12 protein-coding genes and 1 pseudogene are annotated in these 13964 nt (G+C 68.3%); 9 read left to right on the top strand and 4 right to left on the bottom strand.

Annotated features, from left to right (window positions below):
* The coding region (locus A5711_RS10635; protein WP_369829927.1) for a uroporphyrinogen-III synthase at positions 1-228 on the bottom strand (228 nt) is incomplete at its 3' end.
* Between A5711_RS10635 and A5711_RS10640 the strand changes: the two are divergent.
* The 4 genes and pseudogenes from A5711_RS10640 to A5711_RS10655 form a co-directional block, all read left to right on the top strand.
* Positions 206-946: pseudogene (locus tag A5711_RS10640) on the top strand (uroporphyrinogen-III synthase); the annotation flags it as partial. The gene A5711_RS10635 and the pseudogene A5711_RS10640 sit on opposite strands and share 23 nt — an antisense overlap.
* Positions 947-1076: 130 nt before the next feature.
* Positions 1077-2060 carry a porphobilinogen synthase gene (hemB, locus tag A5711_RS10645; RefSeq protein ID WP_067946206.1) on the top strand — a complete coding sequence of 328 codons (984 nt, stop codon included), beginning with the start codon at positions 1077-1079 and terminating at the stop codon, positions 2058-2060.
* Between the two features lie 55 nt (positions 2061-2115).
* Complete coding sequence (locus A5711_RS10650; RefSeq protein ID WP_082975704.1) at positions 2116-2634, top strand: DUF3093 domain-containing protein; 519 nt, start codon at positions 2116-2118, stop codon at positions 2632-2634.
* Complete coding sequence (locus tag A5711_RS10655; protein WP_067946209.1) at positions 2631-2894, top strand: hypothetical protein; 264 nt, start codon at positions 2631-2633, stop codon at positions 2892-2894. The genes A5711_RS10650 and A5711_RS10655 overlap by 4 nt, the downstream gene beginning before the upstream one ends.
* Here the strand turns inward: A5711_RS10655 and A5711_RS10660 are convergent.
* A complete protein-coding gene (locus tag A5711_RS10660) occupies positions 2881-3306 on the bottom strand; it encodes an STAS domain-containing protein (protein WP_067946218.1) in 426 nt (141 codons plus the stop codon). The two genes, A5711_RS10655 and A5711_RS10660, sit on opposite strands and share 14 nt — an antisense overlap.
* Before the next feature lie 325 nt (positions 3307-3631).
* Here A5711_RS10660 and A5711_RS10665 point away from each other — a divergent pair, with 325 nt between their 5' ends.
* Positions 3632-4882 (top strand): acyltransferase, encoded by a 1251-nt coding sequence (locus A5711_RS10665; RefSeq protein WP_067946211.1) that lies wholly within the window; start codon positions 3632-3634, stop codon positions 4880-4882.
* A gap of 91 nt (positions 4883-4973) precedes the next feature.
* Positions 4974-5660, top strand: a complete 687-nt coding sequence (locus tag A5711_RS10670) for a GDSL lipase (protein WP_067946220.1) — start codon at positions 4974-4976, stop codon at positions 5658-5660.
* 1 nt (position 5661) lies between these two features.
* Here A5711_RS10670 and A5711_RS10675 read toward each other — a convergent pair whose 3' ends face one another.
* Both A5711_RS10675 and A5711_RS10685 read right to left on the bottom strand, forming a co-directional pair.
* Positions 5662-8979, bottom strand: coding sequence for a LuxR family transcriptional regulator (locus A5711_RS10675; RefSeq protein ID WP_067946212.1), 3318 nt, complete (start codon positions 8977-8979; stop codon positions 5662-5664).
* Between the two features lie 366 nt (positions 8980-9345).
* Positions 9346-10212 (bottom strand): esterase family protein, encoded by an 867-nt coding sequence (locus A5711_RS10685; protein ID WP_304528454.1) that lies wholly within the window; start codon positions 10210-10212, stop codon positions 9346-9348.
* Positions 10213-10600: 388 nt separating this feature from the next.
* Between A5711_RS10685 and A5711_RS10690 the strand changes: the two genes are divergently transcribed.
* Genes A5711_RS10690 through A5711_RS10700 form a run of 3 tightly spaced genes read left to right on the top strand, consistent with a single transcriptional unit; the run spans position 10601 to position 13902 of the window.
* Positions 10601-11746 carry an LLM class flavin-dependent oxidoreductase gene (locus tag A5711_RS10690; protein WP_067946214.1) on the top strand — a complete coding sequence of 382 codons (1146 nt, stop codon included), beginning with the start codon at positions 10601-10603 and terminating at the stop codon, positions 11744-11746.
* 4 nt (positions 11747-11750) lie between these two features.
* Entirely contained in the window at positions 11751-13106 is a 1356-nt protein-coding gene (locus A5711_RS10695) for an MFS transporter (RefSeq protein WP_067946216.1), read from the top strand.
* 55 nt (positions 13107-13161) lie between these two features.
* The gene (locus tag A5711_RS10700; protein WP_156744860.1) at positions 13162-13902 is read left to right on the top strand and encodes a class I SAM-dependent methyltransferase; all 741 of its coding nucleotides are present in this window, start codon (positions 13162-13164) and stop codon (positions 13900-13902) included.
* Positions 13903-13964 lie beyond the last annotated feature (62 nt).

The raw sequence follows: 13964 nt of genomic DNA on the forward strand, positions 1-13964 counted from the left end.
CAGGCCCTTGACGGCCCGCTCCATCTGCGCGGGGCTGCGTGGCGGCTCGACGGCGATGGTAGGCACCTCGATCGGCAGCGCACCGTAGGACGTCAGCCGCTCGCTCATCTCGCCGGCCTGATCCTTGGTGCGCGGCACCAACACGGTCCAGCCGTAGAGGGCCCGGCTCTCCCACCAGTTCAGCTTCGCCCGGCTGGCCACCGTCTTGCCGATCGAGGTGCCTACCATCGCCGTCGAGCCGCCACGCAGCCCCGCGCAGATGGAGCGGGCCGTCAAGGGCCTGGTCGACGGTCGCTTCCAGTGGGTGGTGTTCACCTCCACCAACGCGGTCCGCGCGGTGTGGGAGAAGTTCGGCGAGTTCGGTTTGGACGCCCGGGCCTTCTCGGGCGTGAAGATCGCCTGTGTCGGCGAATCCACGGCCGATCGGGTCCGTGCCTTCGGGATCAGCCCCGAATTGGTGCCGGCCGGGGAGCAGTCGTCGCTGGGTCTGCTGGACGACTTCCCGCCCTACGACAGCATTTTCGACCCGGTGAACCGCGTCCTGCTGCCGCGCGCCGACATCGCCACCGAGACGCTGGCCGAGGGGCTGCGCGAACGCGGTTGGGAGATCGAGGACGTCACCGCCTACCGGACGGTGCGGGCGCCCCCGCCGCCGGCGGAGACGCGGGAGATGATCAAGACCGGCGGGTTCGACGCCGTGTGCTTCACCTCCAGCTCCACGGTGCGCAACCTCGTCGGCATCGCCGGCAAGCCGCACGCGCGGACGATCATCGCCTGCATCGGTCCCAAGACCGCCGAGACCGCCGCCGAATTCGGTTTGCGGGTGGACGTGCAGCCGGAAACGGCCGCGGTCGGTCCGCTGGTCGACGCTTTGGCCGAGCACGCCGCGCGGTTGCGCGCCGAGGGTGCGCTGCCACCGCCGCGTAAGAAGAGCCGCAGGCGCTAGTGGTTGCGGCGATCGCAAGCGCGGCCGTGGTGATCGCAAGCGCGGCGGAGCCGGGCGCTGGGGGCACCTCCCGCTTGCGGGGGACGGGTCGCCACACGAGGGCGGAGCCGGGCGCGACGAGTCGCCGCTGATGAGCGCATTTCCGCGGCAGCGCCCGCGTCGGCTCCGCTCCACCCCCGCGTTGCGTCGTTTGGTGGCGCAAACGTCCTTGGAGCCAAGGCATTTGGTGCTTCCGATGTTCGTCGCCGACGGTATCGACGAGCCGCGACCGATCGCGTCGATGCCCGGCGTCGTGCAGCACACCCGCGACTCGCTGCGCAGCGCCGCGGCCGATGCCGTCAACGCCGGGGTTGGGGGGTTGATGCTGTTCGGCGTGCCGCGCGACGAGGACAAGGACCCGACGGGGTCGGCGGGCACCGACCCCGATGGCATCCTCAATCTCGCCCTGCGGGACCTGGCCAAGGATCTCGGCGACGCGACGGTGCTGATGGCCGACACCTGCCTGGACGAGTTCACCGACCACGGCCACTGCGGCGTGCTGGACGCCAGGGGCCGGGTCGACAACGATGCGACCCTGTCTCGGTACGTGAAACTGGCTGTCGCACAGGCGGAGTCGGGCGCGCACGTGGTGGGGCCGAGCGGGATGATGGACGGTCAGGTGGCGGCGATCCGCGACGGCCTGGACGCCGCGGGTTTCACCGATGTGGTGGTCTTGGCCTACGCGGCGAAGTTCGCCTCGGCGTTCTACGGCCCCTTCCGCGAGGCGGTCAGTTCCAGCCTGTCCGGGGACCGGCGCACCTATCAGCAGGAGGCGGGAAACTTCCGCGAGGCGCTGCGCGAGATCAGGCTGGACCTCGACGAGGGCGCGGACATCATCATGGTCAAACCCGCGATGGGTTACCTCGACGTGGTGGCCGCCGCGGCGGACGTCTCGCCGGTGCCGGTGGCGGCCTACCAAGTCTCGGGCGAGTACGCCATGATTTGCGCTGCAGCCGCGAACAATTGGATCGACGAGCGGGTGGCGGCACTCGAGTCGTTGACCAGCATCCGCCGTGCCGGAGCCGATATCGTGCTGACGTATTGGGCCGCGGACGCGGCCGGTTGGCTTTCGTGAGATGGGGCGTGCTTTGACATCACAGCCGACGGCGAGGGGCGCCGAGCCCAAGCCATTGTTCTATGAACCGGGTGCCAGCTGGTGGTGGGTGGCGTGGGGGCCGGTGGCCGCGGGCGCGATGATCCTGATCGAGATCTGGAGCGGCGCCCCCGTGTCGTTCTTGATACCGGTGATCTTTTTGGTCCTGGTGTCGGGGTTCGTCGGGTTGCAGGTCAAGGCGGCACGGATTCACGTCTCGGTCGAGCTCACCGAAGACGCCTTGCGTCAGGGCACCGAAACCATACTGGTGCGCGAGATCCTCAGGGTGTATCCCGAACCCGAGAACCACGAAGCCTCCGGCAAGGAGCTGGCCCGGTGGCAGGCGGCGCGGGCGCTCGGCGAACTGGTCGGGGTGCCCCGCGGCCGGATCGGTATCGGGCTCCAGCTCACCGGAAAACGCACCGTTCAGGCCTGGGCCCGCCGGCATCGTCAGCTCCGCGCGGCGCTGACCCCGTTGGTCCAGGAGCGGGTCGAACCCGCTCGCTCGGACACCATCGACGCCGACCGCGACGACGACACCGGACTCGAACAGTGAGCGCCTCCCGATGGAGCACCGCGGTCCTGGTCGAACTCGGCCTGGCCTGCGCCGCGCTCGTCGGCGCGGGACTGAGCTGGCCGCACTCGCATCACTCGGTGGCGGTGGCTCCCATCGCGGATGGGCAGCCGTTCACCACGTCGACGGTGTATGACCCGCAGCTGCTGTTGCTGACCCTGTTGCTGCTCACGAGTGCCGCAGTGCTGGCGGTGGTCGGAACCGGCCGGCACCTCCGGGAGCGACGCTCTACGACGTCCTGACCAGCGGTAGCGCCAGCCGCCGACGCCTGGCGATCGCGTCGGCCAGGTCGTGCAGGGCCTCGGGCACCGAGTGTTCGTCCGAAAAACCGCCGTCGTCCAGGGACTCGGTGACCGCGGGGCTGGCGACCAGCGTCCATTGCACCCCTTCGGCGCGGCAGTCGTCATCGAAGGTTTGCAAAAGCGAAATCTCCGGCCCAGCAAATTGGGTGACGCCGCTCATGTCGAGCACCACGCGGTCTTCTCCGAGGATGAAACGGCGAATGTGTCCGGCGACTCGGTCGGCATTGAGTGCGTTGATTTCACCCCGGATCGTCACCACGGTCGCCAGCTGGCGACGGTGGGCCCGGATCCAAGCGCCGTCGCAGTGGAAGATGCCGTTTTGCTCCCGCGTCAGGACGTCGGCGATCGTCATGAACACCCCTCGCTCTCCGTGGCGTTCGCTATGTGTTCTGACGCTAAACCCCAAGGTTAAGGAGGGTGAAAGCCGCATCTAACGTTTTGCTAAGAAGCGATTGTCACCGCGATTTCCGCCTTTTGCGAGCAAAGGTCGCTGGGCGCGGATTATCGGCGAAAGGCCGCGTGCCACACCACAACCGTCCGCGCGCCCGGGCCATTGCGCTGCTAGGCTGCCATGGCTACCGGTTGCGAGGCGGGGGCTTGTGACATCGCGTGGTCGCCCGGTCAGCCGACCTAAAAGGCGAACGGAACAGCAGAGTCCAGGCGGAAAGAAAAGCGCTGTGCGCGGTGGAAATATCACGGGAGAGATCAGGGGCGAGATCAAGGCCCTGACGGGACTCCGCATCGTCGCCGCCCTGTGGGTCGTGCTGTTCCACTTCCGCCCGATGCTGGGCGACGTCGGGACCGATTTCCACGACGCCCTCGCGCCGGTGCTCAACTGCGGAGCGCAGGGCGTCGACCTGTTCTTCATCCTCAGCGGATTCGTCTTGACCTGGAACTACCTCGACCGCATGGGCCGGTCATGGTCGACGCGCGCGACCCTGCACTTCCTGTGGCTGCGGCTGGCCAGGGTCTGGCCGGTGTACCTGGTCACCCTGCATCTCGCCGCCCTCTGGGTGATCTTCACTCTGCATGTCGGCCACGTACCGTCGCCTGACGCCGCTCAGCTCACCGCGATCAGCTACGTGCGCCAGATCCTGCTGGTGCAGTTGTGGTTCGTGCCGTTTTTCGATGATTCGAGCTGGGATGGGCCGGCCTGGTCGATCAGCGCGGAATGGCTGGCCTATCTGCTTTTCGGTCTGCTGGTGCTGGTGATCCTGCGGATGAAGCAGGCAACGCGGGCGCGGAGCCTGATGGTGCTGGCGTTCGCGGCGGCACTGCCGCCCGTGGTCATGCTCCTGGCCAGTGGCCACTTCTACACCCCGTGGAGCTGGCTTCCGCGGATCGTCACCCAGTTCACCGCGGGCGCGCTTGCTTGCGCGGCGGTGCGCCGGCTGCGGCTGACCGATCGCGGCCGCCGCGTGGCGGGTTACCTGTCCCTGCTTCTGCTGGGCACCATGGTCGGCGTCCTCTATTGGTTTGACGCGCACCCGATCTCCGGGGTGGTGGAGAACGACAGCGGCGGGGTGGTCGACATCCTGTTCATTCCGCTGGTGATCACGCTGGCCATCGGCGTCGGCAGCCTGCCGCGGGTGCTGTCCACCCGGTTGATGGTGTACGGCGGGCAGATCTCGTTCTGCCTGTACATGGTTCATGAGCTGGTGCACACCGCGTGGGGTTGGTCCGTCGAGCAGTTCGAGCTGCGGCCGCAGGAAAATCCCTGGAAATGGAACATCATTGGCCTGCTCGCGATCGCGGTGATCATCTCGATCGTGATGTATCACTTCGTCGAAGAGCCCGCCCGCCGCTGGATGCGCCGGATGGTCGACGTCAAAGCCGTTGCCGCGAGAAGCGATCCCGACGAGCCGCCGAACGGCAAGGTCCATCCGATCGACCGTTCGCTGGAAGCTGTTTCGGTCCGCGCGGTGTGACGGTCGCGTTAGCGCACCGCCGCGAGCCGGCGGCGGATAATCGATGAAAATCCAGTGGCACATGACGATGCCGTTGACGGGGGAGGTAGTGGTGAGTCGTCTGGCCACCTTTGTCATCGGCCTGACCTTTCTGGTCGGCGTCGGCATCGCGTACCCGGCTCAGGTGCGCACGTACGACACACTGACCCTGGATTTCCGGTTGAACCACATCGCCGTCATCGGCGACTCCTATACCACCGGAACCGGTGAAGGTGGGCTGGGCCCGAGGTCATGGCCCGCCCGCGCCTGGGACGTGCTCGCGGCGCGCGGCGAACGGATCTCGGCCGACGTCGCGGCCGAGGGCAGGGCCGGCTACGGCATGCCGGGCGACCATGGCAGCGTCTTCGAGGACCTGACCGCGAGGGCCGTGCAGCGCGACGACGTGCTGGTGGTGTTCTTCGGTTCCCGCAACGATGAGCCCATCGATGCGGGTGTGATCGGTCAAAAGGCCCGCAGCGCATTCGATGTGGCCCGCAGCCTGGCGCCGTCCGCACGGTTCCTGGTGATCGGGCCGCCGTGGCCGACCGCCGACGTGCCGCTCCCGATCCTGCAGATTCGCGACGCGCTCGGCGCGGCGGCCGCGGGCGCGGGGGCGACCTGGGTCGACCCGATCGCCGAACGGTGGTTCGTCGGTAGGCCCGATTTGATCGGGGCGGACGGTGTGCACCCGAACGACGCGGGCCATCAATACATGGCGGACAAGATCGCGCCGCTGATCCGCACGCAGCTGTCGACCTGACCTAGCCGTGCCGGGCCGCTTCCTGAGCGAGCTGCACCCGCGATGAGACGGCGAGTTTGGTGTAGACGTGCGTCAGATGAGACTGCACGGTGCGCGGCGAAACGAACAGCCGCGCGGCGATGTCCTTGTTGGGCAACCCTTCGCCGACGAGCCGAACGACGTCGAGTTCGGTGGGCGTCAGCGACTCCCAACCGCTCGCCGGTCGCCCGCGCGCACCGCGGCCCCGCTGCGCGTAGCTGATGGCCTCGGCGGTGGACAGCGCGGCGCCTTCCGCCCATGCGGCTTCGAAAGCCTTGGGGTCCAAGGCTTCCCGCGCTTGCGCCAGCGAAGCGTCGTAGTCCGCTTGAAACACCTCGAAGCGCACCGTGCCGTGGCGCTGCCGCACGGCCTCGGCCGCCCCGAAAAGCCGCGCGGCATGCTCAGGATTGGTAACGGCGGCCAGTGCCGCGAGACAGTCGAGGGTATCGGGTAGATACAGGTGGCCGCCCGTGCGCTCGGCGAGCGCAACGGCTTCGTGGAGATCGCGTTCAGCCTGCTGCGGCTCACACTGGGCGGCGGCGACCCGGGCCCGCGCCGTCAGCGCCGCCGCCCGATAGCACCCGGGAACCGTTGCGACGGTGTCGTCCGCCCAGCGGCGGGCGGCGAGGTGATGGCCGCAGCTCATCGCAGCCTCGGCCATTGGCACCAGGCTTCTGGTGAACAGCTCCTTCAACGGATAGGTGTGCCGCCACGCCGCCTCGCAGGCCCGTGTCGCGCTCGCGGCATCACCGCGGGCCAGGGCGGCGTTGGCGAAGGCCACGTAGATCGTGTCCTCGTGGAAACCGCCCAGAGTGGCCGAGATTTCCAGCGCGGCTTCGGCCGCGGCCCTCGCCGCCGCGGCGTCACCGGTCCACGAGAGCGCCTGTGCCAGGGTGATCAGACCGAATACCTCCATCGGGCGGTCGTCGGCGGCTCGAGCCTCCTCGACCAGCGCGGTGGATACGAGGAGGCCCTCGGCTAGCTTGCCCTGCATCGACAGCGCACTGCTGAGGAACGTTCGGCTATACCGCGACATGAAGCTGTCGCCGAGCCGGTCGGCAAGGTCTCGTGCCTCCTCGCCGGCCGCCTGCGAGGCGACCGGATCGCCGGCGACGTTGCCGGCGAAGCACTGGTAGGCGAGCACGTGGTAAAGGGCCGAAAGGTCCCCCGAGGCGCGAGACATGTCGACGGCCTCGGCGAACAGCGGCGCGGCCAGCTCGGGGTCGTTGAAGGCCAGCATGCAGCAGGTGCGCAGGCTGTGGGCGATGAGTTTCTGATCGCCGACTTGCCGCGCGGCGGCCAGCGCTTCCTCCGCTCGCTCGAGGCTGGCCGGAACGGAGTACCAGACCGCGAGCAAGCCCGCGTCGGCGACCGCCCGTATCCAGACCTCGGGCGCGACGTCCGCGTCGCGGTAACGCTCGTCGCCGAAGACGGCCTCGAACCCGGCTACGCCCTCGCGGAACCGTGCACGCGTCACCCACAGCCGCTGTAAGGCCGAGACGAGCCGCAACGCCGACTCGAACTCCCCGGCGTCGCAACTCCACGCGTGGGCCGCCCGTAGGTTGGCCATCTCGAGTTCGGCCCACGGAACCAACGGTGTCCCGTCGCCGCGCATCCGGGCTTCCAGCGTCACGGCGGCCGCGGTGTAGTGATCGCGGTGCCGGATCCGGACGGCCTCGGCCTCGCCCGACTCGGCCAGCTTTTCCAGGCCGTACTGGCGCACGGTCTCCAGCAGGCGGTATCGCATCGCGCCGTCGATTTCCTCGGTGACGATCAGCGACTTGTCGACGAGCAGCCCGAGCAGGTCGATGAGCTGGAAGTGCTCCACGCCGGCGTCGGCGCCCACGGCGTGCGCGGCGTCCAGGTCGAAACCGCCCATGAACACGGCCAGGCGGCGGAACAGGACCCGCTCCGGCTCGGTGAGCATGGCGTGGGACCAGTCGATGGAAGCGCGCAGCGTCTGCTGGCGGCGAACCGCGTTGCGCGCACCCCCGGCCAGGAGGCGGAAGTTGTGATGGAGGCTGTCGACGATCTGGGTCAGGGACAGGGTGCGGGTGCGCGCCGCCGCCAGCTCGATCGCCAGCGGCATGCCGTCCAGGCGCCGGCAGATCTCGGCGATGACGGGCGAATTGTCTTCGGTGCGTTGGAAATCCGGTCTGGTGCGGCGGGCGCGGTCGACGAACAAATCGACGGCCTCGTCGTCGACCGACAGCGACGGCACGCGCCAGGTCAGCTCTCCGGCGACGCCGACCGGCTCCCGGCTGGTCGCCAGCACCGTGACCTCCGGGCCCGCATCAAGCAGGGCCACGACCAGAGCGGCGCTGGCATCCAGTAGGTGCTCGCAATTGTCGAGTAACAACAGCATTTTGCGGTCCCGGACGAACTTCGACACCGTCTCCATGGTGGAGCGGCCGGGTTGGTCGGCAAGACCCAGGGTGCGCGCGAGGGTGACCGGCACGACGAGGGGATTGGTGACGGGGGCGAGATCGACGAACCAGGCCCCGCCGGGGAAGACGTCGGCAACCTGCTCGGCGACCTGCACCGCCAACCGCGTCTTGCCGACACCCCCCGCCCCCGTCAGGGTCACGAACCTGTTTTCCTTCAAGATCTGTCCGATGTCGCTGATCTGCGTGCCCCGACCGACGAAGCTGCTCAACTGTGTCGGAAGATGGGCATTGGCAACGTCATTCGCCCCTCGCAACGGCGGGAAGTCGTTGGTCAGGCCGGGGTGATTGAGTTGCACGACGCGTTCCGGCCGTGGCAGGTCCCGCAACGGGTGGACGCCCAGGTCGGTCAGCCAGGCATCCGCCGGTAGCCGGTCGAGCACCAGCGGTTCGGTGGCACCGGACAGTACGGTCTGCCCGCCGTGAGCAAGGTCGCGCAACCGCGCGGTCCGGTTGATGGTGGGCCCGGCGTAGTTGCCGGCGTCGCGCAGCTGCACCTCCCCGGTGTGCAGGCCGATGCGTAACCGGATCGGTGGCGGCACGGCCAGCTGGAGTCGTAGCGCGCACGCGACGGCGTCGCTGGGGCGGGCGAAGGCGACCACGAAACTGTCGCCCTCGCCCTGCTCGACGGGCCGCACCCCATCGTGGGCGGCGACGAGATCGTTCACGGTTTGATTCAGCTGCTCGAGCGCCGTGGTCATGGTGTCAGACTGGGTCTCCCACAGCCGGGTGGAGCCCTCCACGTCGGCGAGCAGCAAAGTCACGGTCCCTGTGGGCAGCTCGCTCACGCTCTGCTCGCTCCAGTCCAGCAGCGGCGTGTCCGCCGACGAATGAATGTCGATCATGTTAGCCAGCATGCGGGGACGTTGAGGGGGAAAACATCAGCGAAAACGCGCAACTCCGCCGGCCGCTACGCGCAGCTACGACCCGGGTTCAGTCTTCGGCGTGCCGCTCGTAGTCCCATCGCTCCAGGCGGGCTTGCAAGTTCAGCAAGCCGAACCCGGCGATCGGAGCGGCGGCCGCAATGCAGGCCAGCAGCAGCGGAGTCATCTCCACAACCTCCCAAAACCCTTCGCTGATATGACGTACGTCGACCGCCAGAAGTTCATAGCCGTTCACCCGCCCGCAGGCCCTCGATGTCGGGGCGAAATCCGGTCCGCTTCACCGCCCGCTCGGTGTGGCGGGTGGGGAGTTCGCTAGGCCGGACGCTCATGGGGTCTCCGCTAGGTCGCCATCCAGGCGAGTTCGCCGGGCAACATGAGACGCCACCAGGTCATGTCGTGTCCGCCGACCGTGAAGCTGACCGCCGGTGGCGTTTTGAGTTGGCTGACGAATTGGCGGGTGGCGGGATAGAAGCGGTCGAAGGTGCCGCAGTCCACGCGCAGCGGGATCTGCGACAGCGCGGGCACGCCCAGCACGCTGTTCTGCGTGAAGTCGTCCTCGCTGTCGAACGCCTTCGGAGCGCTGTCGGCGAACGAGGCGTACAACGCCGGGCTGATCGCGCAGATCCCCGCGGTCCGCGCCGGCCCCAGCTTGGCACCCAGGTGCAGCGCCCCGTAGCCCCCCATCGACCAGCCCATGAATCCCACCCGGGAGGTGTCGAAGCCCATCGTGGACAGCATCGGCAGCAGCTCGTCGAGCACCATCGCGCCGGAGTCGGTGCCGTCGGCCCGCTTGTGCCAGTAGGAGTCGCTGCCGCCGTCGACGCCCACCACCGCGAACGGCGGCTTGCCCTCCTTGACCAGCTGGGCCAGCCCTCGCTCGACACCGCAGTCGAGCATCATGTTCGCGTCGCCGTCCTTGCCGTGCAGGGCGATCACGGGTCGCAGCATCCCGGTTTGGCCCGGCGGCAATGCGATCACGTAATTCGTCTTCATCCCCCCGCGGGCGGCGGAGACGAACGAACCCGTGAGCCTGGTGGGGAGGTTGCTGCTCGCCGCCGACGGCTCGAACGGGGCGGGGGCCTGCGGCAACGTCGCGGCTAGCGGCCTGACCGGGTCGAGCAGGGCGCTTAAGGCGAACACGCCAGCGGCTCCCAGGCCGGTGCTGGCTCCCATTCTCAGCACCGCCCGGCGTGTCAGGTCAGGCATGATCGCAATGATGCCGCGCTGACCGGGAATTCCCGCCCGAGCCACGCCGAAATGGAATGTTTGTGTGATCTCGCGTGACCGATCGGTCATGAACCGGTTACCTGCGGTGCACCGGACGGCGGGTCTGCCGGCCGAGTTGCGGTACCGTGCTACGGCCATCATCGCGACGCCCGCCGCGTGTCTCCACGCGCTGCTATTCCTTTGTGCCACAAGGTAACAAGCGATATGCGGCGGGGACGTCTGTTCGCCCGGGCGGGCGCCACCCGCCGCGGCGGCACGGCCGCCGGACGGGGATGCAATCTCGACGGTTTCAACCCTCCCGTGCCGGCCGCAAGTTTCGCAGGATGGAGCTTTCGTGCCCGGCGTCGTGGATTGAAAGAGGTTGAGGATGAGTTTGGCGTTCCATTGGTTTCTGCCGACCTACGGTGATTCCCGGAACCTGGTGGCGGGCGGACACGGGACTCCGATGTCCGGGGACCGGCCCGCCACGCTGAAATACCTGCACCAGATTTGTGCGGCCGCCGAGGACAATGGCTTCGAGGCCGTGCTCACCCCCACCGGATTGTGGTGTGAGGACGCCTGGTTGACGACGGCGATGCTGGTCGAGGCCACCGAGACGCTGAAGTTTCTGGTCGCCTTCCGGCCCGGGCTGCTGAGCCCCACCCTGGCCGCGCAGATGGCCGGGACCTTCCAGCGGCATTCGAGCGGGCGGCTGCTGCTCAATGTCGTGACCGGCGGCGAACCCCACGAGCAGCGGGCCTACGGGGACTTCCTGGACAAAGAGGCGCGGTATGCGCGCACCGCCGAGTTCTTGCACGTGGTGCGTCAACTGTGGACCTCGTCGGCGCCGGTCACCTTTGCGGGAGAGCACATTCGCGTCGAGGGCGCGCAGCTGAACAATCCGCCCGACCCGGTGCCGGCCGTGTTCTTCGGCGGATCGTCGGCGGCGGCCGGCCCGGTTGCCGCCAAGCACAGCGACGTCTACCTCACCTGGGGTGAGCCGCCCACGGCGGTCGGGCAGAAGCTCGACTGGATCCGTGGGCTGGCCGTGGACGCCGGCCGAATCCTGCAGTACGGCTTGCGGATTCATGTGATCAGCCGCGACACGTCCGAGCAGGCGTGGGCCGAGGCCGACCGGCTGTTGGTCGCCGTCGACCCCGCCGACGTCGAGCGGGTACAGGCCAGCCTGGCCCGCAGCGAATCGGAGGGGCAGCGCCGCATGCTGGACCTGCATGGCGGCAGCAGCGGCCGGCTGCTGGTCGGGCCCAACCTGTGGGCCGGCGTGGGGCTGGTCCGCGGCGGAGCGGGCACCGCGTTGGTCGGGTCGCACGCCGAGGTCGCCGAACGGCTGGCCGAATACGCCAAACTCGGCATCACCCACTTCATCCTGTCGGGATATCCGCACCTGGAAGAGGCCTACTGGTTCGGCGAGGGCGTCCTGCCGCTGCTGGAGCGAATGGGCCTGTGGCGCCATCCCAACCGCCAGTCGCACCCGGTATCGGCGACGCCGTTCGCGGTCGCCTCGGCCCACTAAGACCATGGCGGCCACCCTGCCCGCGCCGGGGACCGGCGCAGGCCTCGACGCGAGCGCCGGCGCGGTCGACGAGTCCGCCGCGCAGCAACGCGGGCGGCTGCGCATCGTCGTCGCGGCCAGCCTGTTGGGGACCACCGTGGAGTGGTACGACTTCTTCCTCTACGCGACCGCCGCGGGCCTAGTGTTCAACAAGGTCTTCTTTCCCAGCGAGAGCTCACTAGTCGGCACGCTGCTGGCCTTCGCGACGTTCGCCGTGGGGTTCGTCATGCGGCCGGTCGGCGGGCTGGTCTTCGGCCACATCGGCGACCGGATCGGCCGCAAGCGCAGCCTCGCGCTGACCATGCTGATCATGGGCGTCGCCACGGCTTTGATCGGGGTGCTGCCCACCGCCGCCCAGATCGGGGTATGGGCGCCGCTGTTGCTGTTGGCCCTGCGAATCCTGCAGGGCTTCGCCCTGGGGGGCGAGTGGGCCGGTGCCGTGTTGCTCGCCGTGGAGCACAGCCCCGAGGGTCGGCGCGGCCGCTTCGGGGCCATCCCGCAGATCGGACTTGCGCTCGGGTTAGCCTTGGGCACAGGGATTTTCGCGTTCCTACAAATCGCCCTGGGTGCGGCGCGCTTCCTCGCCTACGGCTGGCGCATCGGTTTTCTGCTCAGCCTGCTGCTCGTGGTGATCGGCGTCGTGGTGCGGTTGCGGGTCGAGGAGACACCGGCCTTTCGCGAGCTGCGTGAGCTCGAGGCCACGGCCACGGTGCCCATTCGCGAGATCGTCCGTGAACCCCGATCGCGGCGAAACACCGTGTTGGGCTTGCTGTCTCGCTGGGCCGAAGGTTCGGCGTTCAACACCTGGGGCGTCTTCGCGATCAGCTACGCCACCGGGGCGCTGGGGTTCAACCGGGTGTCGGTGCTGGTGGTGGTGACCATCGCGGCGCTGTTGATGGCGGCGCTGCTGCCCGTGTCGGGGGCGCTGACCGACCGGTTCGGCGCCCGTCGGGTGTATCTGGCCGGCGTGGCCTGCTATGGCGTTGCGGCGTTTCCCGCCTTCGCGCTGTTCGGCACCAGGAATCTGGTCTGGTTCGGGGTGGCGCTGGTCGTCGTGTTCGGTGTGGTGCACGCGCTGTTCTACGGGGCGCAGGGCACGCTGTACTCGTCGCTGTATCCCACCAGCACCCGCTACACCGGTCTGTCGTTCGTGTACCAGTTCTCGGGCATCTACGCCTCCGGTGTCACCCCGATGATCGTGACCGCGCTCATCGCGGCTCTCGGCGGCGCGCCATGGCTGGCGTGCGGGTATTTGGTCGCGACGGCCGTCATCAGCGTGCTCGCCACGGCACTGATCCGCGAGCAAGACCTACATCTTTGAGCTGACTTCGCACTAGTGTCGTTCCCGTCGGGAGTCGCGAGGAAGCGAGAAGGCAATGACTGACGGGAACGTCGCGGGTTTTGAGCCGCTGTACGACGAGGCAGAACATGCCGGCGGGCGGATTCCCTGGGACATCGGCGGCCCGCAGCCGGCGGTCCAGCAGTTGGTTGCCTACGGCGGGATCCGCGGCGAGGTGCTCGATCCCGGGACGGGCCCCGGATATCACGCCATTCACTTTGCCGCGCACGGGTTTTCGGCGACCGGAATCGATGAGTCACCTTCGGCCATCGAGCAAGCCAAGCGGAACGCCGATCGGGCCGGAGTCCAGGTCGATTTCCAGGTGGCCGACGCCACCAGGCTCGAAGGCTTCGAGGATCGTTTCGACACGGTGGTGGACAGCGCCTTCTATCACGTGTTCCTCAACGACGGGGTCGTCCAGACGCGGTACGCCCAGGCGCTGCACCGGGCCACCAGGCCCGGGGCGCGGCTCTACATGTTCGAATTCAGCCCCCACAACGTCAACGGCCTGCAGTGGACGGCGATACCCGCCGACAACTTCGAGCGGGTGTTCGGCGCCAACGGATGGCGCATCGACTACCTCGGCGGCACGACGTACGAGGCCCGCTTCCTCAAGGAGACGTTCGACGCCATGAAGACGCTCGCCTCCGAGCAGCAGGGCGAGATTCTGCAGCGGATGCGGCCACTGGTACACCGGCTGGGTGTCATCGACCCGCTGCTGGAAGACCACCGGGTGCACCTCCCGGTGTGGTCGGTGGTGGCCACCCGCCTCGACTGATCACCGCTGCACGCACCGGCATGGCTAGCACTCCGCAACTGCGCCAAGGGTTGTCGCAGCGC

Source organism: Mycobacterium sp. E2238, from assembly GCF_001672665.1.
Lineage (GTDB): Bacteria > Actinomycetota > Actinomycetes > Mycobacteriales > Mycobacteriaceae > Mycobacterium.

What these genes read in the sequence shown, in the direction of transcription:
- A5711_RS10660 (WP_067946218.1), bottom strand. Translation starts at nt 3,306, where the DNA reads ATGACGATCGCCGACGTCCTGACGCGGGAGCAAAACGGCATCTTCCAC.
- A5711_RS10685 (WP_304528454.1), bottom strand. Translation starts at nt 10,212, where the DNA reads ATGCCTGACCTGACACGCCGGGCGGTGCTGAGAATGGGAGCCAGCACC.
- A5711_RS10690 (WP_067946214.1), top strand. Translation starts at nt 10,601, where the DNA reads ATGAGTTTGGCGTTCCATTGGTTTCTGCCGACCTACGGTGATTCCCGG.
- hemB (WP_067946206.1), top strand. Translation starts at nt 1,077, where the DNA reads ATGAGCGCATTTCCGCGGCAGCGCCCGCGTCGGCTCCGCTCCACCCCC.
- A5711_RS10695 (WP_067946216.1), top strand. Translation starts at nt 11,751, where the DNA reads ATGGCGGCCACCCTGCCCGCGCCGGGGACCGGCGCAGGCCTCGACGCG.
- A5711_RS10700 (WP_156744860.1), top strand. Translation starts at nt 13,162, where the DNA reads ATGACTGACGGGAACGTCGCGGGTTTTGAGCCGCTGTACGACGAGGCA.
- A5711_RS10675 (WP_067946212.1), bottom strand. Translation starts at nt 8,979, where the DNA reads ATGCTGGCTAACATGATCGACATTCATTCGTCGGCGGACACGCCGCTG.